At 34.7% G+C, this 23,590-nt stretch carries 18 protein-coding genes and 1 tRNA gene; 14 read left to right on the forward strand and 5 right to left on the reverse strand.

The genetic code is table 11. The features are described from left to right. Nucleotides 1-64 precede the first annotated feature (64 nt). Nucleotides 65-3,637: a ShlB/FhaC/HecB family hemolysin secretion/activation protein gene (locus tag ACFSQ0_RS04190; protein WP_379044574.1), complete on the forward strand. Its 3,573-nt coding sequence runs from the start codon at nt 65-67 to the stop codon at nt 3,635-3,637. A gap of 33 nt (nt 3,638-3,670) precedes the next feature. Then, nucleotides 3,671-6,445 carry an aconitate hydratase AcnA gene (gene acnA / locus ACFSQ0_RS04195; protein WP_379044577.1) on the forward strand — a complete coding sequence of 925 codons (2,775 nt, stop codon included), beginning with the start codon at nt 3,671-3,673 and terminating at the stop codon, nt 6,443-6,445. Between the two features lie 45 nt (nt 6,446-6,490). Here the strand turns inward: acnA and ACFSQ0_RS04200 are convergent, their stop codons facing one another. Continuing rightward, entirely contained in the window at nt 6,491-7,342 is an 852-nt protein-coding gene (locus ACFSQ0_RS04200) for a ChaN family lipoprotein (protein WP_379045370.1), read from the reverse strand. Nucleotides 7,343-7,410: 68 nt separating this feature from the next. On the opposite strand from ACFSQ0_RS04200, the gene ACFSQ0_RS04205 reads away from it, so the two are divergent. The 4 genes from ACFSQ0_RS04205 (at nt 7,411) to asnA (ending at nt 13,967) form a co-directional block, all read left to right on the forward strand. Then, nucleotides 7,411-7,920, forward strand: a complete 510-nt coding sequence (locus ACFSQ0_RS04205) for an NAD(P)H-dependent oxidoreductase (RefSeq protein WP_379044580.1) — start codon at nt 7,411-7,413, stop codon at nt 7,918-7,920. Between the two features lie 49 nt (nt 7,921-7,969). Further along, nucleotides 7,970-10,621, forward strand: a complete 2,652-nt coding sequence (locus ACFSQ0_RS04210; RefSeq protein WP_379044583.1) for a cation-translocating P-type ATPase — start codon at nt 7,970-7,972, stop codon at nt 10,619-10,621. Between the two features lie 98 nt (nt 10,622-10,719). Beyond that, entirely contained in the window at nt 10,720-12,705 is a 1,986-nt protein-coding gene (locus ACFSQ0_RS04215; RefSeq protein WP_379044586.1) for a monovalent cation:proton antiporter-2 (CPA2) family protein, read from the forward strand. Nucleotides 12,706-12,962: 257 nt separating this feature from the next. After that, nucleotides 12,963-13,967 carry an aspartate--ammonia ligase gene (asnA, locus tag ACFSQ0_RS04220; RefSeq protein WP_379045373.1) on the forward strand — a complete coding sequence of 335 codons (1,005 nt, stop codon included), beginning with the start codon at nt 12,963-12,965 and terminating at the stop codon, nt 13,965-13,967. Nucleotides 13,968-14,057: 90 nt separating this feature from the next. Here asnA and ACFSQ0_RS04225 read toward each other — a convergent pair. Beyond that, a tRNA-Ser gene (locus ACFSQ0_RS04225) sits at nt 14,058-14,142 on the reverse strand. A 141-nt stretch (nt 14,143-14,283) separates the two neighbouring features. Between ACFSQ0_RS04225 and ACFSQ0_RS04230 the strand changes: the two genes are divergently transcribed. Next, a complete protein-coding gene (locus ACFSQ0_RS04230; protein WP_379044589.1) occupies nt 14,284-15,318 on the forward strand; it encodes a M28 family metallopeptidase in 1,035 nt (344 codons plus the stop codon). Here the strand turns inward: ACFSQ0_RS04230 and ACFSQ0_RS04235 are convergent. Continuing rightward, nucleotides 15,308-15,835: a hypothetical protein gene (locus ACFSQ0_RS04235; RefSeq protein WP_379044592.1), complete on the reverse strand. Its 528-nt coding sequence runs from the start codon at nt 15,833-15,835 to the stop codon at nt 15,308-15,310. The genes ACFSQ0_RS04230 and ACFSQ0_RS04235 overlap by 11 nt on opposite strands. A gap of 111 nt (nt 15,836-15,946) precedes the next feature. On the opposite strand from ACFSQ0_RS04235, the gene ACFSQ0_RS04240 reads away from it, so the two are divergent. Genes ACFSQ0_RS04240 through ACFSQ0_RS04250 form a run of 3 tightly spaced genes read left to right on the forward strand, consistent with a single transcriptional unit; the run spans nt 15,947 to nt 18,419 of the window. After that, the gene (locus tag ACFSQ0_RS04240; protein ID WP_379044595.1) at nt 15,947-16,408 is read left to right on the forward strand and encodes an SRPBCC family protein; all 462 of its coding nucleotides are present in this window, start codon (nt 15,947-15,949) and stop codon (nt 16,406-16,408) included. Nucleotides 16,409-16,413: 5 nt separating this feature from the next. Continuing rightward, nucleotides 16,414-17,109 (forward strand): SDR family NAD(P)-dependent oxidoreductase, encoded by a 696-nt coding sequence (locus tag ACFSQ0_RS04245; RefSeq protein WP_379044598.1) that lies wholly within the window; start codon nt 16,414-16,416, stop codon nt 17,107-17,109. 2 nt (nt 17,110-17,111) lie between these two features. After that, the gene (locus tag ACFSQ0_RS04250; RefSeq protein WP_379044601.1) at nt 17,112-18,419 is read left to right on the forward strand and encodes a cryptochrome/photolyase family protein; all 1,308 of its coding nucleotides are present in this window, start codon (nt 17,112-17,114) and stop codon (nt 18,417-18,419) included. A gap of 26 nt (nt 18,420-18,445) precedes the next feature. Here the strand turns inward: ACFSQ0_RS04250 and ACFSQ0_RS04255 are convergent, their stop codons facing one another. Continuing rightward, a complete protein-coding gene (locus ACFSQ0_RS04255; RefSeq protein ID WP_379044604.1) occupies nt 18,446-19,606 on the reverse strand; it encodes a THUMP domain-containing class I SAM-dependent RNA methyltransferase in 1,161 nt (386 codons plus the stop codon). A 43-nt stretch (nt 19,607-19,649) separates the two neighbouring features. On the opposite strand from ACFSQ0_RS04255, the gene ACFSQ0_RS04260 reads away from it, so the two are divergent. The 3 genes from ACFSQ0_RS04260 to ACFSQ0_RS04270 are packed head-to-tail and all read left to right on the forward strand — an operon-like array spanning nt 19,650 to nt 21,486. Further along, the gene (locus tag ACFSQ0_RS04260) at nt 19,650-20,393 is read left to right on the forward strand and encodes an SAM-dependent methyltransferase (protein ID WP_379044607.1); all 744 of its coding nucleotides are present in this window, start codon (nt 19,650-19,652) and stop codon (nt 20,391-20,393) included. Beyond that, on the forward strand, nt 20,386-21,051 hold the full coding sequence (locus tag ACFSQ0_RS04265; protein ID WP_379044610.1) for a ZIP family metal transporter: 666 nt from the start codon (nt 20,386-20,388) through the stop codon (nt 21,049-21,051). Before ACFSQ0_RS04260 ends, ACFSQ0_RS04265 begins: the two co-directional genes overlap by 8 nt. Before the next feature lie 3 nt (nt 21,052-21,054). Next, nucleotides 21,055-21,486, forward strand: a complete 432-nt coding sequence (locus ACFSQ0_RS04270) for a DUF4268 domain-containing protein (protein WP_379044613.1) — start codon at nt 21,055-21,057, stop codon at nt 21,484-21,486. A gap of 55 nt (nt 21,487-21,541) precedes the next feature. On the opposite strand, the gene trxB is transcribed toward ACFSQ0_RS04270, so the two are convergent. Continuing rightward, nucleotides 21,542-22,522, reverse strand: coding sequence for a thioredoxin-disulfide reductase (gene trxB, locus ACFSQ0_RS04275; RefSeq protein WP_379044616.1), 981 nt, complete (start codon nt 22,520-22,522; stop codon nt 21,542-21,544). Nucleotides 22,523-22,656: 134 nt separating this feature from the next. Between trxB and ACFSQ0_RS04280 the strand changes: the two genes are divergently transcribed. Beyond that, complete coding sequence (locus ACFSQ0_RS04280; protein ID WP_379044619.1) at nt 22,657-23,577, forward strand: tryptophan 2,3-dioxygenase family protein; 921 nt, start codon at nt 22,657-22,659, stop codon at nt 23,575-23,577. The last annotated feature ends 13 nt before the right edge of the window (nt 23,578-23,590 follow it).

Consider the following 23,590-nt stretch of genomic DNA (forward strand, 5'->3'; position numbering starts at 1 on the left):
AATTATTGGTTCATTAAAATTTAAGATTTTTACGAGCATACAACCAAATTGAAAATTCATGAAAATGCTAAATAAGCTTCACGGGGCTTCGACTATTTTTTGTTTATTACTAGCAATCCATTTCTCAAGCTTTGCTCAAGAAAATAATGAGGTTGCAAATACCCTTTACTTTACCTCGAATACAGGAAATGTAAATCCCAACCTCTCTTCGCCTATTTTAAAAGCTATTACACAAGACGCTCAAGGAGCAAAAAAACCTGTGTTTGTTGCTTTGGGTAATATAACACGTAAACATGGTTTTCCTCCAGAAGATAAAAAACGAGAAGAAGAGAAAAGCTTTTTGAAAAATAGTTTAATGGAGCCTCTAAAGGGGTTTAAGGGAAAAATTATTTATAATCCAGGTAAAAACGAATGGAACCGTCACGGGCACGAAAATATAGATGATTTAGAATCTTATTTACAAGATAACAGCAAGGCCGAGTTTTGGCCAAATGATGGCTGCCCCATAGAACGGGAAAGCTTAAGTGATCAAGTAGAATTGGTAATGGTCGACTCTCAGTGGTATCTTGAAAATTGGGATGATCATATTTACGTAAATAATAAATGTGAAATAAAAACGCGAGAACAATTTTTTGCTCAGTTTAAAGATGAGCTAAAAGATGAACAAAACAAAACCATTATTGTTGCTATACACCACCCGGTATTAAGCGCTCAGCGCAAAGGTTTCCTGGGTAGAATGGGTGGTTTTTCTAAACAATATTACTATAGTAAGCCTATGCAAGAATTGGTAGGTCGTTTAGAAACGCTTGCGAGTCAATTTGAAGATGTAATATTTGTTTCAGGTAATCATACCAACTTGCAATATTTAAGCGATGATGGTATACCTCAAGTAATCGCTGGTTCACTCAAACCAGGTAAAAAGACTAGACCAGATACTAAAGAGGGTCATTTTGGTAGTTCAAAACCTGGTTTTGCCAAACTAATTGCCTTTGCCAATGGCGATACCCAAGTTTCTCTATACGAAGTGAATAAAGACGGTACCCAGCTTGTTTTTTCTCACCTTATTCCCAGTAAGCGAAAGACACTTGAAGAAGTAACTTACCACCCCATCTCAAAATTCGGGAAAACCTATAAGGCCTCTATTTATTCGAAAGAAGAAGTTAACAAATCTAACTTTTATGTTTGGGCCTGGGGCGAACATTACCGTTCTATTTATGGCCGTGAAATAGAGGCACCCGTCTTAAATTTAGAAGCCTTACCGCATAATGTACGTGCCTTGAGAGCTGGTGGTGGAAACCAATCACGAACTTTAAGGTTAATCGATGATAATGAAAATGAGTACAATATCAGAGAACTCAGAAAAAGTGCGGTACGCTTTATACAATCCTCCATACCTGATCATTATGTAAAAAATTACATGAAAAATACAATCGCAGAAGAAATTGTACAAGACTACTACACCACTGCTCACCCCTATGCGCCATTTGCTGTAGGACAGTTATTAGATGCTATTGATATTTATCACGCCAACCCTAAAATAGTATATGTTCCCAAACAAAAACGTTTAGGAAGATTTAATGCTAGTTATGGTGATAAATTATATATGTTCGAAGAGCACGTAGGAGATGAAAATAAGAATTTTAAAACTTTTGGTCAAGCCGATGATATTATCAGTACAAAAGATATGCTTCTCGAATTAAGAGATAATAAAAACGCTAGGATTGATGAAAACACCTATATAAGGGCTCGACTTTTTGACATGCTCGTAGGCGATTGGGATAGGCATTCAGACCAATGGCGATGGGCGAAATTTGAGTCCAACGATAGTATTGATTTATACAAAGCTATACCTAGAGATAGAGATCAAGCTTTTCCCAAATATGACGGGCCTATCATCGCTCTATTAAAATTAGGAATACCTAATTTACGCGTTATGCAAAGCTACACACCAGAACCAAAAAATCTAAAATGGTTGAATCATGCCGGATATCATTTAGACCAAGCTTTTATAAATCGTGCAACTTGGAAAGACTGGGAAAATCAAGTAGATTACATTCAAAAAAACTTAAGTGATTCGGTGATTGATATAGCTTTCGCGGATTTACTTCCCGATGTTCAAGATGAAAGTATTGAGCAAATAAAATCTACCTTAAAACAACGTCGCGATAATCTTTTAGACATTGCAAAAGAGTATTATACCTATTTTAAAAAACACAAAGTTATTATCGCCACCCACGAAGACAATAAGGTATTTATTAAACGATTACCAAAGGGTGAAACTCAAATTCAAATTTTAGATGAAGGGGTAGAAATTCTCAATACTACTTATAACAAAAAAGAAACTAAGGAAATTTGGCTCTATACACTTGATGGCGATGATCATATTCATATTTCAGGAAATGGAGATAATTTAATAAAGTTGAAAATTTTTGGCGGAGAAGAAAGGGATACCTATGATTTTGAGAATAAAAAGCGTACTAAAATTTACGATTACAAATCCAAAGAAAATAACTTTAAAAATGTGGGTAGCAAAAGGCTAACCAATTCATATGCTATAAATAACTATGATCCTAAAAAGAAGATATATGATTCAAATGTTGTTCTTCCGCGTTTAGGCTATAATCGAGATGCTGGTTTTAGGGCAGGAATAACCAATGTGTATACGCGCTATGACTTGTTACGCAATCCTTTTAGCAGCCAGCATACACTAAGTGTTGATTATTATGGTGCAACTCAAGGTCTTGAGTTCAATTATGACGCCGAATTTGCTCATTTATTTTACAATTGGAATTTAGGTATAGATGCCAGAATTACAGGAAATAACTTTGCGACCAATTATTTTGGCATGGGTAATTCAAGTGCTTATGATGTAGATGATGTGACCTTAGATTATAATCGTGTTAATATGAAGCAATGGCATTTAGCCCCATCACTTATTTATACCAAAGGAAATGCATTAAGAGCAAGTATAAAAGCCATTATCGAGGCTAATGAAGTTAGTTTTAACGACAATCGATTTACCGGTGATAATTTTAATAAAAATAATCCAATTTTTGAAAACCAAATATATGCTGGTGGTGAGTTGGCAATAAACTATAATAATAAAGGAAGTCTTATTGGCTACCCAAGAAGAGGTATGGAATTAGGATTGACAGCCGGTTATAAATCTTCTGTAAATGGAGATTTTGACAATAAATTTGCTTATCTTAATCCCTTATTATCATTTGTTTATCCTATTCATGAAAGTGGTGCGGCAACTCTAGCAACCAAAGCCGAAGCCAATTTCATCTTAGGAAACAATTATAATTTTTACCATGCGGCTACCGTAGGCGGAGATACAAGTTTAAGAGGATTTCGTAATCAACGGTTTACTGGAAAAACAGGCTTTTATCAAACTACCGATTTGAGAGTGGGATTAACTAAATTTAAAACCAATTTTGTTCCCTTACGTGTAGGTGTTTCAGCTGGCTTTGACTATGGTCGTGTGTGGCTAGAAAACGATTCTTCAAATAAGTGGCATACCAGCTATGGAGGCTCTATCTTTATTAACGGCTTTAATGCCTTAACCGCGAATTTGGGTTACTATATGAGCGACGAAGATAACCGATTTTTATTTAGCCTAGGCTTTAGATTTTAAGCATTTGACATATTAACCGTTAAAACCAGAACCATGAAAGAGAAAATTAGATCTATAACAAACAAGTTGAAAATCAACAGTAAAGAGCTTAATTACATCAGCTTAAAAGAACTTGAAAAAGAATACGAGCAAATTAAAAAGCTACCCTTTTCAATTAGGATTTTATTGGAAAATGCATTGCGTAATTACGATGATTTTCTGGTGGATGAAAAGCACATACTTGATTTAATCAATTGGAATCCTTCGGGGAGTAAAAACCCTATTCCCTTTAAGCCTGCTCGAGTCCTCATGCAGGACTTTACTGGAGTACCTGCCGTTGTTGACATTGCCGCTATACGTTCTGAGGCAATCCGTAAAGGAAAAGATGGCTCAAAAATAAACCCTAAAGTCCCTGTAGATTTAGTTATCGATCATTCTGTTCAAGTTGATTTTTTTGGAACCGACTATGCTTATAAAAAGAATGTTGCCTACGAGTATAAACGAAACAAAGAACGTTATGAGTTATTAAAATGGGCGCAAAATGCGTTTGATAATTTTACCGTCGTACCTCCAGGTATGGGTATTTGTCATCAAGTGAATTTAGAATATTTGGCCAAAGGAATTGTTGAACGTGATGGGTGGGCATTTCCCGATACGTTAGTAGGTACAGATTCACATACGCCAATGGTTAATGGAATAGGCGTTTTGGGCTGGGGTGTTGGCGGCATTGATGCCGAAGCAGCATTACTAGGACAACCCATTTATTTTTCGAGTCCGAAGGTCATTGGTTTAAAACTTATAGGGCAAAAACCAAAAGGAGTAACTTCTACCGATATGGTTTTAAAAATAACTGAAACTTTACGGAATTACGGTGTTGTAGGCGATTTTGTTGAAGTATTTGGTTCGGGCCTCGATCATCTTACCGTTCCAGACCGAGCAACTATAGCCAACATGTCACCAGAATTTGGATGTACAGTAACCTACTTCCCTATTGATCAACGTACACTGGAATACATGAATGATACCAATAGAAGTAAAGAACAGATGGAGTTGGTAAAAACCTACTGTAAAGAAAATGGATTTTGGAGAGAGGGTAAAGAACAAATCTCTTATAGCGATGTTATTGAAGTTGACCTCTCTCAATTAGAGCCTAGTGTTGCCGGGCCAAAATTACCTCAACAAAAAATACCTGTTAGTAAATTAAAAAATAAATTTAGTGAAATTCTATCAGCCGCTCATGGGCGAGACTATCTAGATTTAGAAAAAAGAGAAACTTGGTATGCAGAAGGTGGATCTGGCACCCAATTCAGTAAAAAGATAAAAAAAGATGCTGCAGACCCTAACATAAAAATTAAGAAAGATGAAAAATTACATGCGGTAAAAATCAAACAAGATTATGAACAATATACTTTAAGTGACGGATCTATTGTAATTGCTGCGATTACTTCTTGTACCAATACTTCTAACCCTTCGGTTATGCTAGGTGCAGGTTTGATGGCTAGAAAAGCTATTGAAAAAGGTATCGATGTGAAACCTTGGGTAAAAACCTCTTTGGCTCCAGGTTCAAAAGTTGTTACTAATTATTTGAAACGAGCGGGGTTATTGGAAGACTTGGAAGCATTGCGTTTTCATGTGGTGGGATACGGCTGTACCACTTGTATAGGAAACTCAGGGCCCCTACCCCCTCATATTGAAAAAGCTATTGACGAAAACGATTTATTAGTAGCCTCTGTCTTAAGTGGAAATAGGAATTTTGAAGCTAGAATACACAACAAGGTAGAAATGAATTTTTTAGCCTCACCTATGCTTGTTGTGGCTTATGCAATTGCTGGGCGCGTTGATATCAACTTATTAGAGGATGAATTAACCCGAGATGCTAATGGAAATCCGGTATATTTAAAAGATATTTGGCCAGATGAGGAAGAAATTCAAGATGCGATTAAATCGGCTACTACCCGAGAAGACTATAAGCAAGAGTATGCAGTTATTTTTGACGGTGAGGAGCAGTGGAAACAACTTAAAGCGCCTTCAGGTTTAGATTATGAATGGCGAGAAGATTCTACTTATATCAAAGAAATTCCTTTCTTTAAAAATATAAGTGAAAAAGCAAAACCTTTGTCTAATATAAAAAATGCCCAAGTTCTAGTTAAAGTTGGTGATTCAGTTACTACCGATCATATTTCTCCTGCCGGGCTTTTTTCTGAACGAAGTGAAGCGGGTGAATATTTACTTAAAAAAGGTATAGAAAGAAAATTGTTTAACTCATACGGTTCGCGTAGAGGTAATCATGAAGTGATGATGCGTGGTACTTTTGCAAATGTTCGCATGAATAATGAGATTGCTCAACGTAAAGGTGGATACACAAATTATTTTCCCGATAACGAAGAAATGAGTATTTATAAGGCGGCTATGAAATACAAAGCCAACAAAACACCATTAATTGTGTTAGCTGGTACACAGTACGGTTCTGGCTCTTCTCGTGATTGGGCTGCAAAGGGCACCAACTTATTAGGTGTTAAGGCGGTAATAGCTAGTTCTTTTGAGAGAATACATCGTTCAAATCTAGTTGGTATGGGTGTATTGCCTTTAAAATTTAAAAGCGGCGAGAATGCGAAAAGTTTGGGTTTAACTGGAACAGAAAAATATACCATAACAGGTATAGAAAACGGATTAACACCTGGTAAAATTTTGTCTGTAACTGCCACGGATGATAAAAACAATCACACCCAATTTGAAGTTGAACTTCGCTTAGACTCTAAAATAGAAATTGAATACTTAAAACACGGTGGAATTTTACAATATGTACTTCGTGAATTTTTATCCGAATAAATCGTGTTGCTCTCTAGGTTTATTTTTAAACCTAGAGAGTTTAGCTTAATATGTTGTAGTCATATCCTCATCCACTACCAAAACATAAGAGGCTTTCTTTTTGTATTCTTGCTCCAGTTTATTTACATCCTCTTGCATCACAGTGCTTATAGTTTTAATCTTTAAGGCTTTATTTAGCTTGATTAAGTACCAAAAAATACCTTCATAATAGTCACTATGATAAGCACCATTGAAATGAATAAATAAATTAGGGTGCTCATAATTTTTTAAAATAAAATGAGCCATAGTTGCATCTTTAATCGCCTGAGCTTTTGGAAAGTTAGGATTACTATGACCACGCATCATTTTCATCATTTTCTTATACCCAGGAAGGTCGGGATCATAGGAAATGGGTAAAGGTGCTATAAATTGTTTTTCTATACTTGGCAAAGAGTCTAACACTTCAAAACCCTTGCGGTATACCATCCTGGCGTAACGCCTGGGTACATTTGTGGCTACAAATGTTATTTTGTTTTCTTTAGCAAAATCAACTAGAGGTTTATAATCGGTATGATAATTATTCCACAATCGGGCGAGGCTATCTAAACCACTTTGGTCAATTTCTTGAGCTAAATATTGATTTAATTGGGACTGATTATCGGTTTCGAGCATTTCGGCACCTAAGGTTAAATCTCTTTTCTTATCAAGCTCTTTGATCAACTCCAATTGTATCCAATGAGCGATAGGGTTATTGTGCAGTTCTCCAAACAAAACAATTTCTTGTTTAGCCAGATCTTTTACCATCTTTTTAAAAGTGACTTTTTTACCATTTTCATTATAAATTTTAAAAGCAGTTAGCTTTTGACCTTGTAAGCCTAATGTTGAAAATAAAACCAGCAATAAAAAAGGATATTTAATTTGTTTAGGTACCTCCATAAATTTATTTTTTGCTAATTTAAACAATTGATTATTAAATTGATTCATCCATGCGTATTTTAGGAATATCCGGGTCAACTCAGGAGCAAGGAACCAACCATAAATTTTTGCAAGCCCTTGGTACTATAGTTGAAGATCCAACAAATTTCAGTGTTGAGGCACAGTTAAATCAAATTCCTTTATTTAGTTTAAAACGCTTAGAAAATCCGCAGAAGCCAATACAACAACTCAAAGAAAATATTAACCAAGCCCAATTGGTTATCATATGCACTCCTGAATATCTTCATAATATACCTGCGGCACTAAAAAATATATTAGAATGGTGTACGGCTTCGGGTGAGTTTTACCAAAAAAATGTACTGCCCATAACCTTTACACCAAAAGAACCCAGAGGTAATATGGCGATGTGCTCTTTATTACAAAGCCTTAAAGCGCTTAAATGCAATATGCAAACAAATGTAAATTTGTACCACGATGATGTTTTATTTAAGAATGATTCCTTGCAATTGAAGCCAGATACTAAAGAAATGATTTTGGCTAGTATTGATTTATATCAGTAAAATAGTAAACTTAAGCTATTAAATTTGCTATTAAATCTCAGTAGAATTTATGTTGTTTTATCAAGAAGAAATAAGCGCAATTTTAAAAAAATTTAAAGTAGATAAAAACCGAGGCTTAAGTGAAAAGGAGGTTAAAGAGCGATTACAAATTTACGGGTATAATAAATGGCGCACCCATCAATCAAAAAGTTTATTAAGTCTTTTCATAGGGCAATTAAAAGATGCATTAATATATGTATTAATGGCAGCTATTGCCATCACCATTTATATGGGCGAATATATTGACGCCATAATCATTTCTGGGGTTATCTTAATCAATGCAAGTTTAGGAGTATATCAAGAAGTAAAAGCAGGAAAAGCCATACAAGCCTTACAAAAATTGGCTGCATTAAAAGCTACTGTTATTCGGGAAGGGATAAGACAAATTGTAGATACTGCCACTTTAGTACCAGGAGATATTGTTGTTTTAGAAACTGGACAAATAGTACCTGCCGATCTACGATTAATATCAAGCATAAATTTACAGGTTGAAGAGGCAGCCCTTACGGGGGAATCTGTTCCCGTTTATAAAGAAGCTAAAACTGTTTCTTCTGATGATCACGTCGTTTTAGGCGAACAAAAGAACATGGCTTTTATGTCAACCTTAGTAACTTATGGTCGAGCTTTAGGTGTTGTTGTTGCTACAGGAAAAAAAACCGAAGTCGGGAAAATTGCTGAGAATATTAATACCACAGAAACAAAAACACCCCTAGAAATTCGTTTATCAGATTTAGGGAAAACCTTGGGTAAAATAGCCTTAGGCGTTTGTTTTTTATTTTTTATTATTGGTTACCTTCAAGGTAGACCTTTAGCCGATCTTTTTTTAACTGCAGTGTCTTTGGCGGTTGCATCTATTCCTGAAGGTTTGGCAGCGATTGTTGCTGTAGTACTATCGATTGGAGTAACCAAAATGTCAAAAAAAAATGCAATTATAAAGCGGTTGCCGGCTGTTGAAACTTTGGGGTCTGTTAATATTATTTGTAGCGATAAAACGGGTACTTTGACTATGAATCAAATGCAGGTAGTACAAGCCTACACCTATAAAACGGGCACCCAATCTTCTATAAATACTTCAGCTAGAGCTGATTTTAAACAGCTAAGTAAAATAATGCTTCTGTGTAATGACGCAACCCTCACAAAAAATCAGCAAACTGGTGATCCTACCGAAATAGCCCTACTCGACTTTGCAGATCAATTAGACATAAAGCGTAGCCAAGTTAATTCAACCCACCAACGATTAGATGAATTACCGTTTGATTCCGATCGTAAAATGATGTCGGTAATCGTCACCGACCAAACAAAAACCGAACTATTGGTAAAAGGAGCTATTGATCAGATATTACCTCGCTGCACTCATGTACAATTTGGTGCTGAGGTGCAGCTGCTAAGTGAAAGTATAAAAGAAGGCATTTTAAAATCAAGTGAAAACATGTCTGCAAGTGCCTTGCGAACTTTGGCAGCAGCCTATAAGCCCTATCCTAGCCAAGGAATTAATAAAGAAAATTGGGAAACTGAGCTCATTTTTGTTGGCTTTGTAGGAATGATTGATCCGCCACGAAAAGAAGCAAAAATAGCGATTGAAAAAGCCCATAAAGCAGGTATAGAAACCCTAATGATTACTGGAGATCACAAACAAACTGCTATTGCTATTGCAAAAGACATAGGTATTCTTCAAACCGATGATCAAGCGATAACGGGCCGAGAATGGGATCATTTAAGCTCAAAAGAACAACAAGATAAAATAAATTCTTTACGTGTGTTTGCAAGAGTTTCTCCCCAACATAAAGTGAATATTGTCAAGCGACTTCAAGAAACTGGACATATAGTTTCTATGACTGGAGACGGAGTAAATGATGCCCCCTCTTTAAGCCACGCCAATATTGGGGTAGCTATGGGTATAACCGGAACAGATGTAGCCAAAAACGCGTCGGACATTATACTTACCGATGATAATTTTGCTACCATTGTAACCGCTGTAGAACAAGGAAGAAACATTTACAGCAACATCAAAAAATCGGTTTTATTTTTGCTCACCAGCAATTTGGGAGAAGTTATCGCTATGTTGATTAGTATAATAATGGGAATGCCTGTTCCCTTAATCGCTACTCAAATTCTTTGGATCAATTTATTAACCGATTCACTACCTGCTATAGCTCTAGGGATGGATAACGATGATCCCACAGTAATGCAACATAAACCCAGACCACCAAAAGAAAGTTTTTTTGCGCATAAACAAGGGATTAGAGTTTTTGCGGGCGGTTGTTTAATCGCATTAGTAACACTTACCGCTTACAGTTATGCTTATACTGTAAAAGGCTATTCTGCTTTTGATGATGCTATTCCACAAGCCGTCATAGATTATGCCCGCAGTATGGCATTTATGAGTATTATAGCAGCACAATTAATTTATGCTTTGGCTTTTAGACATTATCAAAAATCAATTTTCAGCTTAGGCTTATTTTCAAATAAATTACTTACTGGCGCTGTAGTTTTGGGCATTGTATTACAATTACTCTTATTCGAAATTTCATTCTTACGCGAAGCATTTAAATTAACCTCTTTAAGCCTTATCGATTGGTTTATTGTTTTAGCATTAGGCCTAATTCCATTGCTTGGCAATGAGATGGTTAAACTGTTTTATCGCATTAAAAAGAATAATTAGCCCTTTTTTATTTAAAAATTCTGTAATTTTTAACGCTATTTTACTATAAAAAATAGTTTTTTGCAGTAATAATTTTAAGAGCCACAATAGCGCTTACTATGCACATTCCTATCTTGCAAGACATATTGATATTACTGGGGTTTTCTGTAATTATTGTTTTTCTACTACAACGCCTTAAAATCCCTTCGATTATCGGTTTTTTATTTACTGGTATCATAATTGGACCCAGTGTGCTGAGCTTGGTTACCGCCGACGAACAAATAGAAATAATTTCTGAGATCGGAATTATAATGCTTCTTTTTGTGATAGGTATGGAACTCTCGATAAAGCAATTGGCTTCGATTAAAAAAACGGTATTTATTGGAGGAGGTCTACAAGTGCTGTTAAGTATTTTAATTGCAGCAAGTTTTTATTATCTTTTAGGTTTCGCATGGGAACAGGCCGTATTTGTAGGTTTTTTATTCTCTCTTTCTAGTACAGCAATTGTATTAAGTGTTCTGCAAGATCGAAACGAAATAAATACCAATTACGGTAAAAACACCTTGGCTATATTAATATTTCAGGATATTATTGTGGTACCCATGATGCTTTTTACCCCGATAATTGCCGGTCAATCAGATAATATTACCCAAAGTATATTGCTATTACTGCTTAAGACGGCTGTTGTAATTATTATTACCATAATTAGTGCAAAATATGTAGTTCCTAAACTATTATATGCCGTGGCTAAAACAAGAAGCAAAGAACTATTCTTGCTTACAACTATAACCATTTGTTTTGCTGTGGCTTTCCTTACTTCAGAAACCGGTCTATCACTGGCTCTAGGTGCTTTTTTGGCCGGACTTATTATATCTGAATCGGAATTTAGTCACCAAGCTACCAATATTATATTACCGTTTAAAGAGCTGTTTACGAGTTTTTTCTTTATCTCAATTGGTATGCTGCTCGATATTAATTTTTTTCTTGAGAATTTCTTAATAATTATATTGGTTGTATTAGCCTTGTTGCTTATAAAATCTTCTTTAATTGCCTTGTGTATTAGGTTATTAGGGTATCAAATGCGAACTGCTATTTTAACTGGATTTGCACTTTTTCAAGTTGGGGAATTTGCATTTATACTTTCTAAGGTGGGCATAGAAAATAATTTACTCTCAACCACTACAAACCAGTATTTCCTAGCTATTTCAATAGTGTCTATGATGATTTCACCCTTTGTGATTCTGTATGCAAGCCGTTTTACGGATTCTGTATTAGGCAATAAGCTTGTTCGTGCTCTACAAAAAAATCCGCAACAGCATGAAAAGGAATTAGAAACTGATGATAAAGGATTAAAAAATCATTTGGTCATTATTGGCTATGGTATTAATGGTTCTAATCTAGCAAAAGCGGCTTATCATAGTAATATTCCTTTTGTTGTAATTGAGTATAATGCCGAAACGGTAAAACGAGAAAAAAAGAATAATATTCCTATTATTTATGGAGATGCAAGTCATTCTCATATATTAGAAAAGGTTAATGTGGTTCATGCAAGAACCGTCGTAGTTGCCATCTCTGATGATAAGGCGACAAAGGCCGTAATTGGTGGTATACGCAGTTTATCTAAATCTGTACAATTAATTGTGAGAACGCGATACATAAAACAAACCAACCAATTAATTACCTTAGGGGCAGATGAAGTGATCCCAGAAGAATTTGAAACCTCAGTTGAAATTTTCTCTCGTGTAATGCATAATTTTTTAATCCCTGAAGAAGATATCCATCATTTTGTGGAATACATTCGTGCCGATAATTACGAACTATTACAAAATAAAAAAGAATTGCCACGCACTTATAAACCTAAACCCGCCCATCCAGAATTTAATATAACCTGTGTACGCGTCACACGAGACAGCGGAAAATTAATTCAAAAACCCTTATCTCAATTAAATTTACGCGAAAACTATGGTGTCAATATTTTGGCCATTAAACGCAAAGAAATTATGATAGACTATATTGGCCCAAAAGAGAAAATTTTACAGCACGATTTAGTCTTCATAAATGGAAATCCTGAGAATATTGAGCATTTTAATAAAGCATTGATTTAGGGGTACTTGTGTGTTTTTGTATAATTTAATGGAAAAAAAATATCAAATCTTATAACTTTTTAAAAATAATTTCTATATTTGATTATTATTACAACCAACTATAACTAAAATACTACCTAAAGATGTACTTTTTAAATAATAATAACAATGCTAATTTAACTGCCCTGAGGTAGCGGTATTGTGTATTATTATTTAATCATCTAGCCTGCTACTTTTAGCAGGCTTTTTTTGTTTATAAACTAATCTAAATCTTTTAAATTATGAAAACGGACATTTTAAAAACAGAAACACAATTGCATTTCTTAAAAAAAACCTTCAAGAAGCAATTGGAAAAAAAATTGAAACTAACACCCGTATCGGCGCCTTTGGCTGTAATCGAAAATACTGGAATAAACGATGACCTTAATGGTATTGAAAGGTGTGTACAATTTCCTATTAAAGCTTTAAACGATGAGAAAGCAGTCGTAGTTAATTCACTTGCCAAATGGAAAAGACACCGTTTAAAAGAGCTAGATTTTAAACCTAACACTGGTATTATTACAGACATGCGAGCTATTCGACCTGATGAAGACTACAGTCCGATTCACTCTATTTACGTTGACCAATGGGACTGGGAAAAGGTAATTAGCAAAGAAGACCGTAACTTAAAAACCCTAAAAAAAACCGTAAAAAAAATTTATAGGGCACTGCTTAAAGCCGAAAAGAAGGTTGAAGATCGTTTTAAAATAAAAGCTAAACTACCTAAAGAAATAACTTTTATACATGCCGAAGAATTATTACAACGCTACCCCGACTTACCAGCCAAACAAAGAGAAGATAAAGTTGCCAAAGAGAACGGTGCTGTTTTTTTAATAGGTATTGGAGGGACTTTAAGCAATGGAGAGGCGCATGATGGCAGGGCGGCAGATTATGATGATTGGACTACCCCAACTTGCGCTAAATATAACGGGTTAAACGGTGATATTTTGGTATGGAATCCCGTATTGAAGCAAGCTTTTGAATTATCTTCAATGGGAATTCGTGTTGATTCAACAACCCTGTTGCAGCAATTGGAAAAACGAGATCAATTATATAAGAAAGATTATTATTTTCATCAACTCTTACTCAATGATCTGTTGGAACCTAGCATAGGTGGCGGCATCGGCCAGTCTCGTGTAGCAATGTTTTTACTCAACAAAATGCATATTGGTGAAGTTCAAAGCAGTATCTGGTCTCCAAAAGTAAGAACAGAACTGAAGGCTCAAAATATTTTTCTTCTGTAAAGTAGATCAATCTCAAAAGATGATATTAAATTAAAATATTGTGAAGAAACCAACAAAAAACCCACAGTCTTGACTGTGGGTTTTATTTTGCGGAGAAAGAGGGATTCGAACCCCCGGAGGTGTGACCCTCGCCGGTTTTCAAGACCGGTGCATTCGACCACTCTGCCATTTCTCCTAAGCGTCTACCGAGCTTAACACCCGATTGCGGTTGCAAATATAAACGCTTTTTTGGTTTCTCAAAAATATATTCAAGAAAAAAGAATTTTTTTTTAGCTCCTTTAATTGTAAATTCGTTGCTTTTAAACAATAAATCAATATGGCTCAACTCCTTAAGCAACCACTCTTACTTTTTATTTTTTTTGTTTTTTGTTTACAATCTTGTAAAATAAAAGACCATAACACAGAATTAGAAATATCTACAGAAGAAAAATACGCAAATACTATAGATAAAGAAAACCTAAAAAAGCATTTATATATATATGCTTCAGATGAATTTGAAGGTAGAGAAACCGGAGAACCAGGTCAAAAAAAGGCGGTTCAGTATTTAAAAAAGGTATATCAAGAATTAAATATTCCATCTGCTTGGGGAAATGAAGAATATTTTCAATTTATCCTTACTTCATTTTTCGACTATAAATTTAAAGATTCTGAAAATGTATTGGCATTTATCCGCGGAAGCGAAAAACCAGAAGAAGTATTAGTTATTTCGGCACATTTAGATCACGAAGGCATAGACGAAAATGGCAATGTTTTTAACGGTGCAGATGATGACGGTTCTGGTACGGTTGCCATATTAGAGATCGCCAAAGCATTTAAATTAGCTCAAGAGCAAGGACACGGTCCCAAACGTTCTATTTTATTTTTACACGTTACAGGAGAAGAAAAAGGATTATTAGGTTCTCGCTATTATGTTGAAAATCCTGTTTTTCCATTAAGTAATACCATTGCTAATTTAAATATTGATATGATAGGAAGAATTGATGAAACACACAAAGATAATCCTAATTACCTTTATTTAATTGGTAGCGATAAATTAAGTCAAGACTTGCATGATATTTCTGAAGAAGCCAATGAAAAATTTACACAAATAGCCCTAGATTATACCTTTAATGATGACAATGATCCCAATCGGTTTTATTATAGGAGTGACCACTACAATTTTGCTAAAAATAATATTCCTGTAATTTTCTATTTTAATGGAACGCACGAAGATTACCATCGCATTAGCGATACGCCAGACAAAATAAACTATGACCTTCTTGCATTACGCACAAAATTGATATTTCATACGGCTTGGTCTTTAGTCAACGGTGAAAATAGACCTAAATTAAACACACAATTTAACGATTAGTATTAAGCTTGACTTGAATTTTGTTTAAACGGATATTGGCCTCAGGAACAATAAATGAAAGACTTAAACTTTTATCAGAGATATTTAGCTCCCCGTTTTGTATAGCATAATAACCAGCTTCACCTCTACAGTAACAGGATTTGTGTAACAAAACCTTGTACTGAAGTAGTTCAATATTGGTGGCCTTAATGGGATAATACTTATTAGGAAGCTCGATATATATATCCTCAAAATAATGTTGGTCAAGATGCATCTTATCGGCATTAATTCGGCTAGTAAGTTTTATGATTTGCTTACTACTATCGGCTACAAATTGAGGATAAATTTGGTTACTTACCTCATCTTTTATAAGAATCATTTTTTTATTACCCATTATTTCAGCTGCACAAGCGCTTTCTGGTATACAACCAGATTGCCAATTAATAGACTTAATTGCACTATAATTTTCTGGTACTATTTGTGAGGTTTTACAGCCGATGATTAAGTTAATAGATAAAAATAGGAAAAGTAAACGCATGTTTTTTTATCAAAAATAGACAATATTTAAGAAAAACAACTGTATAAGAAAATAACTTTTGTTTAACTTTTATATTATTTTATTAAACACCGAAAATTGTACTTTTGAAATATGAAAATTTATACTTTACAAAGTAAACAGCGTTTTCCTATTTCGGTAGAACAAGCTTGGGACTTTTTATCAGATCCTAAAAATCTAAAAATCATTACTCCAGACTATATGGGGTTCCATATTCAATCAGGGGCAGATCGACCCATGTATGCCGGACAAATTATTGAGTATATCGTAACGCCTATTGCTGGCATTAAAACCAAATGGGTAACAGAAATTACTCATGTTGAAAAAGGTAGATATTTTGTAGATGAACAAAGGTTTGGCCCCTACTCCCTGTGGCACCACAAGCATTTTATAAATGAAATTCCTGAAGGTGTAGAAATGGAAGATATTGTGCATTACAAATTACCTTTAGGAATTTTTGGACAAATGGCTCATCCGATATTGGTTCAACCAAAATTGGAGGAGATTTTTAATTACAGAACCCAAAAGTTAGAGAAACTATTTGGTAAATTTTAATTACTATGGAAAAAACAATTTTATTTATTGGCGGTAGCAAAGGCATAGGATTTGAAACTGTTAAACTGTTACACGATACGCATAACGTCATTGTCGCCTCACGTAGCCAAGGTGAATTATCAGAAACCAAAGCAAAACATTTGAATTTTGATGCCTTTCAGGATGATATTAACACACTTGATTTACCAGATAACCTTGACGGATTGGTGTATTGCCCAGGAACCATAAATCTAAAACCTTTCAACCGACTTAAAACCCATGATTTTGAGGTAGATTTACAAAAGAATTTTCTATCATTAGTTCGCATAACAAGAGCACTTTTACCTAAGCTAAAAAAAGGAGATCATCCTAGTATTGTATATTTTAGCACAGTAGCGGTACAATTGGGAATGCCATTTCATACCAGCGTAGCAGCATCAAAAGGAGCAATTGAAGGCTTTACGCGTGCTTTAGCAGCCGAAAATGCCCCTACCCTTCGCGTCAATGCTATTGCGCCATCTTTAACCCATACAGGTCTAGCCGATAAAATGCTAAACAACGAAAAGAAGTTAGAAAGTATGAACGAGCGACATCCTCTGAAGCGTATCGGTAAGCCTAGTGATATTGCGACGATGGTTAAATTTCTACTAAGTGAAGATAGCAGTTGGATTACTGGCCAAATTATGAAGGTAGATGGTGGTCTGTCTTCGGTAAAACTTTAAATATGTCAAAAGAATTAAATCTTTTTTGGTTTAGACGGGATCTAAGACTTGATGATAACAAAGGTTTGTTAGAAGCATTAAAGTCTGATTACCCTGTTTTGCCAATTTTTATTTTCGATTCGCAAATTTTAAGTGAATTACCTAAACAAGACCCCAGAGTCACTTTTATTTATGAAAGATTACAAACGATGCGGTCTGTTTTACAGGATGAATACGGAAGTTCAATTGCAATATTTTATGGAGAACCGGTTACCATTTTTAAGCAAATAGTAAAAGAGTATGATGTAAAACAAGTATTTACCAATCGGGATTATGAGCCTTATGCAATTTCGCGAGATAAAAAAATAGCAGAATTACTCCAAGATCATAAAATAGATTTTATTACACATAAAGATCAAGTAATTTTTGAAAAAGAAGAAATAGTAAAAGACAATGGCGAACCCTATCTGGTATACACCCCTTATATGAAAAAATGGCGTTCTGCTTTTAAGGAAGCTATGGCAGAACCTTTTTATACCAGCTCATTCACCAGTAATTATTATAAGAACTCTCGGCTACCTAATTTAAGTCTTTCGGATATTGGTTTTGAAAAATCTTCAATTTCTTTTCCTGAATATGATGTTACCCCTACTACCCTAAATGAATACTCAGAAAATAGAGATTTACCGGCAAAGAGGGCTACCTCAAACCTAAGTCCGCATTTACGCTTTGGAAGTGTCGGGTTAAGAAAAATAATAAAGAAGGCGCTGCAAGCTAAAGATGATTTCTTTCTAAAAGAATTGATTTGGAGAGAGTTTTTTATGCAGATTTTGTATCATTTTCCTGAGACAGCAACCAATGCGTTTAAGAAAAAATACGATAATATCGCTTGGCGAAATAATGAAGAAGAGTTTAAAAAATGGAAAGAAGGTAAAACCGGATACCCTATTGTTGATGCAGGAATGCGTCAATTGAATCAAACAGGATTAATGCATAATAGAGTACGAATGGTGGTAGGTAGTTTTTTATGTAAACACCTGTTAATCGATTGGCGGTGGGGTGAAGCTTATTTTGCTGAAAAACTACTTGATTACGAGATGGCTTCAAACGTAGGTAATTGGCAATGGGTTGCGGGCTGTGGTGTTGATGCTGCGCCATATTTTAGAATTTTTAATCCGCATAGCCAATTAGAAAAATTTGATAAGGATAAAAATTACATTAAGAAATGGATACCTGAACTGGAAACAGAAAGCTATATTTCTCCTATAGTAGAGCATAAAGAGGCTCGAGAGAGATGTTTAAAAGTTTATAAAGCGGCTGTTCAGAAATAGACGCTTTATAAACTTCTAAATCGCTCTTATTTTTTGATTTTATGCACTTTTTTTGTGCCTGAATAAATCTCATATTTCAATAGCTTGGCTTCTAACTTAGCATTGTAAAGCTTTATTTTCCGAGAAGGTCGTAGGCCTACATTTTTTATCGCTTCAAAATCAGATACAATAAACCAAGCTTGAGTATCTTGATAATTTTGTTTTAAAGTATCTCCCAAGCTAGAGTAAAACCGAGGTATATCAATCGACAACCTTTCCCCGTAAGGGGGATTAAATACCATATGTAAATGGCCATCTACTGGTTTTTCGCTGTTAAAAAAGTCTAATTGTTCAATTTTTATGAACTCTTCTAAGTTTGCATTTTTAACGTTATCTTGTGCCTTTCGCACCGCAGAAGGGGCTTTATCGTACCCAATAATAGCATACTCAAAACCACGTATTTTATTTAAAACCGACTCTTCTATCTTTTCAAATAAATCAACATCCCAATCTTTCCAACGTTCAAAACCAAATTCTTTTTTATTTAAGTTGGGTGGTATATTACACGCAATCATTGCAGCTTCTATTAATAATGTACCGCTACCACACATTGGGTCTAAGAAATGTGATTGACCGTCCCACCCGCTCAGTAAAAGCATACCGGCAGCCAGTACTTCATTTATTGGTGCAATATTAGTTGCCGTTTTGTATCCACGTTTGTGAAGCGATTGCCCAGAACTATCTAGTGAAACTGTACAAAGACTTTCTTCAATATGAATGTTTATTCTTAAATCTGGATAATCTAAATCAACATTGGGTCTTTTTGAGGTCTGATCTCTAAACCGGTCTACAATGGCGTCTTTGGTTTTAAGGGCAATAAATTTACTATGAGTAAATCGGCTAGAGTGCACCGTTGCGTCAACCGCTAATGTTCCATTGTTATCTAAAAAATTCTCCCACTTTATAGCGTATATTTTTTTATATAAATCGTCTTCATTAAATATTTTAAACTGCTTAATGGGTTTTAAAATTTTAATTGCGGTTCTCAGACTTAAATTTGCCTTATACATAAAGCCTTTATCTCCTTCGAACCGAACATTTCGAACACCCTTTTTAACGTTAATTGCGCCTAAGTTCTTTAACTCAGTTTCCAAAACCTCCTCCAATCCAAAAAGGGTTTTGGCCACCATTTCAAAATTATTTTGCATATATAAATTCTCTTACGGCAAAAATACATTATTTTTGTGGGCTATGAGAATTGACGATAAAAAATGGTACGCACATTGGTTTGATACCCCTCACTACCATAAACTCTATAAACATAGAGATGAAGAAGAGGCTGCTTTTTTTATGAATAATCTAGTTAAAAAACTAGATTTAAAATGCGGAAAACATATTTTAGATGTGGCGTGTGGTAGAGGAAGACACGCCAATTTCTTAAACAAAATAGGCTTTGAAGTAACGGGTATAGACCTTTCTGCTAATAATATAGCATTTGCAGAGCAGTATGCCAATGAATCTTTGCATTTTAAAAGACAAGATATGCGCAAAGCACTGCCTACCAAGTTTGATGCTATTTTTAACCTGTTTACCAGCTTTGGTTATTTTGAAGATGATGAAGATAATCTAATGGTTTTAAAAGCCTTTAAAAAGCAACTTAAGCCAAAGGCTTGTTCTGTTATCGATTTTGTGAATAAAAATCATGTTCAAAAAAATCTGGTAAAGGAGGAAAATAAACTGGTTGATGGAATTAATTTTTATATCAAACGCCGAATAGATAACCGGTATATTTATAAAGACATTAGCTTTGAGGCCGAGGGGCAATGCTTCAATTTTACTGAAAGGGTAAGAGCGTTTGAATTAGCTGACTTTGAAAGGTTTTTTAATCAGCTAGAGCTTAATCTAGTGAACGTATTTGGCGATTATCAATTAGCTGATTTTGACCTAACCGAATCACCAAGAATGATACTAATCGTAAATCGCGCAGATGAGTAGTTTTTTACCCATTCTAGCTGTTTTTATTGGTGTAATAATAGCTAGGCTAATAAAATACAATGCGAATGCGATAAAATTGCTTTTATCGTTTAGTGGCGCTTTTTTATTGGCTATTACCGTATTTGAATTTATACCACACGTTTATAAGGACTACAACAAATTAGTAGGTGTATGTACAATGTTAGGTATTTTACTACAATTGTTTTTAGAATTTTTGTCTAAGGGCGCTGAACACGGACATATACATATTGATAAAAGTGAAACCAATTTTCCTGTATTGCTTTTTATTAGCTTGTGTTTACATTCTTTTTTGGAAGGCTATCCACTACACGGACATAATCACTTGCTTTGGGGTGTGGCAATTCACAAAGTTCCGATTGCAATAATAATTAGCTCTTTTTTACTTTACTCTTCGCTTTCTCGCATAAAAGTTTTTATGTTCCTAATTATATTCGCTTTAATGACACCATTAGGAAGCTTAACCCAACAATATTTTACGGGATTAGCAAAGTTCAATATATATATTGAGGCAGTTGTTATTGGTATTTTATTGCACGTTTCTACTACCATTCTATTTGAATCATCTAAAAATCATCAATTTAACCTATCTAAGGTTTTAGCTATCTTGGTTGGGGTTATTACAGCTTATTTTTTATAATCAATGTTTAGCAAATCGGAATCAAAAAAAATTAGAGAGGAGTTTTGGACTCATTTTGGGAAACAAAGTCCGAAAAAATGGATACTGTACAATACTAAAATTAAAGCGATTGACCTTAAATTTAATTTTGATACCAAAAAAGCAAATCTTGGAATTCAGATTGACGCACACGATTCTGAAAAACAGCAAATATATTGGGATAAATTTTTAAGTATAAAACAGTTGCTTTTAGATGAGGTAAATCCTGATTTTATTTTTGACGCAAATTACGAGGTTATTCCAGGTAAATATATCGGTTATATATATATCCCATTAAAAGAAAAAGTTAGTATTCATAATAAGAAATCCTGGGAAGTTGTGATTTCTTTTTTTAATAAAAATATGTTGGCTTTGGAGGATTTTTTTATTGAATACTATGATTTTATAAAAGTATAAAAAAATCCGTAAAGTTAATTATACGGATTTTTTTTAAAATAATTAAACCTTTAAATTAAGAAGCCGAAACCTCTTCTTCTGGTGTTGCAACGCTTGCCAAATAACGCTCGGCATCTAAAGCTGCCATACATCCTGTACCCGCCGCTGTAATGGCTTGTCTGTAGTCTTTATCTTGAACGTCACCACTGGCAAAAACGCCAGGAATATTGGTTTTTGTAGTTTTACCCTTTGTGATTAAATAACCAGCGTCATCCATCTCTAACTGATCTTTAAAAATATCGGTATTAGGCTTATGACCAATAGCAATAAATAGACCTGTTATTTTTATTTCTTCTTTTTCTCCAGTTTGATTATTAACCATACGCAAACCTTCAACTACTTGGTCTCCTAAAACCTCATCTACTTCTGTATTATAACGCAAATCTATATTTTTTGTAGAAGTAACACGGTGTTGCATAGCTTTAGAGGCACGCATTTCGTCTTTTCTTACCAGCATGGTTACTTTATTGCATATATTAGCTAGGTAAGTAGCTTCTTCTGCTGCTGTATCACCACCACCTACAATAGCCACATCTTGGTTTTTATAAAAGAAACCATCGCAAACTGCACATGCAGAAACACCACCTCCACGTAGACGCTGTTCACTAGGTAAACCTAAATATTTTGCCGTTGCACCGGTAGAAATAATAATTGTTTGTGCCTCTATCCAGGTTTTGTTGTCTACACAAGCTTTGTGAACACCTCCAACTTCTTGGCTTAATTTCACTTCGGTAATCATACCTATTCTTACTTCGGTACCAAAACGTTCTGCCTGCTGTTGCAATTGCACCATCATAGTTGGACCATCGATCCCTTCGGGATAACCTGGAAAATTATCTACTTCTGTAGTTGTAGTCAACTGGCCTCCAGGCTCCATACCTGTGTACACAACTGGTTGCATATCGGCTCTTGCGGCATAAATCGCAGCCGTGTAACCCGCGGGTCCAGAACCAATAATTAAGCATTTTATTCTTTCCATTTTATTTTCTTCTGCCATAATTTTCAAATTTCTTGGTAAAAATAACAAGAAAGCCTTACATTTCAGAATTAAATTAATGAAGAATTTTTATCACTCGATAAGTTCTAACAATTTAAAATTATTTTTACCTTTTAACCACTAATAAAAACCTTATGAGTACCCAGGATAAAGTGATTCAGCAAATTGAAGAAAAATATAATAATTTGGGAGAAAATCCTGAGAATTATTTGAATGGATTGCTACAAGCCAAACCTATAAACTATTGGGACTATATTCAAGTAGACACCCTTTTAACCCTACAGAAGCCAAGAACAGATTTTAAAGATGAAGCGATCTTTATCATGTATCATCAAATTACCGAATTGGTTTTAAAACTAATGATTCATGAAATTAAACAACTGGTTCATGGTGATTTACCCGAACAAGAAATTTTCAAAGAAAAACTAGTTCGATTAAATCGGTATACGGGAATGTTAATGACTTCTTTTGATGTAATGCGCTTTGGAATGGATTATGACGATTATAATGTTTTTAGAGCAACCTTAACACCGGCAAGTGGGTTTCAAAGTGCTCAATTTAGAATATTAGAAATTTATTGTACCCCCCTAATCAATCTTATAAACGCTAAGGGGCGTGAACGTCTACCTAGTAAACCTACCACACAAGATTATTTTGAACACATTTACTGGAAAGATGCCGGACACAACCGTAAAACGGGTAAAAAATCTTTAACTTTAAGACAGTTTGAAGAAAAATATTTAGCCGATTTTATTACTTTAGCCGATAGCGTAAAAGGAAACACCTTGGCTGAACGTCTTGATAAATATGGTGTTATAAATGATTCTTTACTCGAAGCTGTTAGAGAATTTGATAATGCCTATAATGTGCTTTGGCCTATAGTACACCTTAACACTGCTCAACATTATTTAAATAAAAAAGGAGAAGGTAAGGCTGCTACAGGAGGATCTGAATGGATGAAATACCTTCATCCTAAATACCAACAGCGGAAATTTTTCCCTTCTGTTTGGACAGATCAAGAAATTTTAAATTATAAAGACTTTCCTAATTTTTAAATATAATTCTTTG

Source organism: Mesonia sediminis (genome assembly GCF_042684705.1).
Lineage (GTDB): Bacteria > Bacteroidota > Bacteroidia > Flavobacteriales > Flavobacteriaceae > Mesonia > Mesonia sediminis.

What these genes read in the sequence shown, in the direction of transcription:
- ACFSQ0_RS04190 (WP_379044574.1), top strand. Translation starts at nt 65, where the DNA reads ATGCTAAATAAGCTTCACGGGGCTTCGACTATTTTTTGTTTATTACTA.
- acnA (WP_379044577.1), top strand. Translation starts at nt 3,671, where the DNA reads ATGAAAGAGAAAATTAGATCTATAACAAACAAGTTGAAAATCAACAGT.
- ACFSQ0_RS04205 (WP_379044580.1), top strand. Translation starts at nt 7,411, where the DNA reads ATGCGTATTTTAGGAATATCCGGGTCAACTCAGGAGCAAGGAACCAAC.
- ACFSQ0_RS04210 (WP_379044583.1), top strand. Translation starts at nt 7,970, where the DNA reads ATGTTGTTTTATCAAGAAGAAATAAGCGCAATTTTAAAAAAATTTAAA.
- ACFSQ0_RS04215 (WP_379044586.1), top strand. Translation starts at nt 10,720, where the DNA reads ATGCACATTCCTATCTTGCAAGACATATTGATATTACTGGGGTTTTCT.
- ACFSQ0_RS04230 (WP_379044589.1), top strand. Translation starts at nt 14,284, where the DNA reads ATGGCTCAACTCCTTAAGCAACCACTCTTACTTTTTATTTTTTTTGTT.
- ACFSQ0_RS04235 (WP_379044592.1), bottom strand. Translation starts at nt 15,835, where the DNA reads ATGCGTTTACTTTTCCTATTTTTATCTATTAACTTAATCATCGGCTGT.
- ACFSQ0_RS04240 (WP_379044595.1), top strand. Translation starts at nt 15,947, where the DNA reads ATGAAAATTTATACTTTACAAAGTAAACAGCGTTTTCCTATTTCGGTA.
- ACFSQ0_RS04245 (WP_379044598.1), top strand. Translation starts at nt 16,414, where the DNA reads ATGGAAAAAACAATTTTATTTATTGGCGGTAGCAAAGGCATAGGATTT.
- ACFSQ0_RS04250 (WP_379044601.1), top strand. Translation starts at nt 17,112, where the DNA reads ATGTCAAAAGAATTAAATCTTTTTTGGTTTAGACGGGATCTAAGACTT.
- ACFSQ0_RS04255 (WP_379044604.1), bottom strand. Translation starts at nt 19,606, where the DNA reads ATGCAAAATAATTTTGAAATGGTGGCCAAAACCCTTTTTGGATTGGAG.
- ACFSQ0_RS04260 (WP_379044607.1), top strand. Translation starts at nt 19,650, where the DNA reads ATGAGAATTGACGATAAAAAATGGTACGCACATTGGTTTGATACCCCT.
- ACFSQ0_RS04265 (WP_379044610.1), top strand. Translation starts at nt 20,386, where the DNA reads ATGAGTAGTTTTTTACCCATTCTAGCTGTTTTTATTGGTGTAATAATA.
- ACFSQ0_RS04270 (WP_379044613.1), top strand. Translation starts at nt 21,055, where the DNA reads ATGTTTAGCAAATCGGAATCAAAAAAAATTAGAGAGGAGTTTTGGACT.
- trxB (WP_379044616.1), bottom strand. Translation starts at nt 22,522, where the DNA reads ATGGCAGAAGAAAATAAAATGGAAAGAATAAAATGCTTAATTATTGGT.
- ACFSQ0_RS04280 (WP_379044619.1), top strand. Translation starts at nt 22,657, where the DNA reads ATGAGTACCCAGGATAAAGTGATTCAGCAAATTGAAGAAAAATATAAT.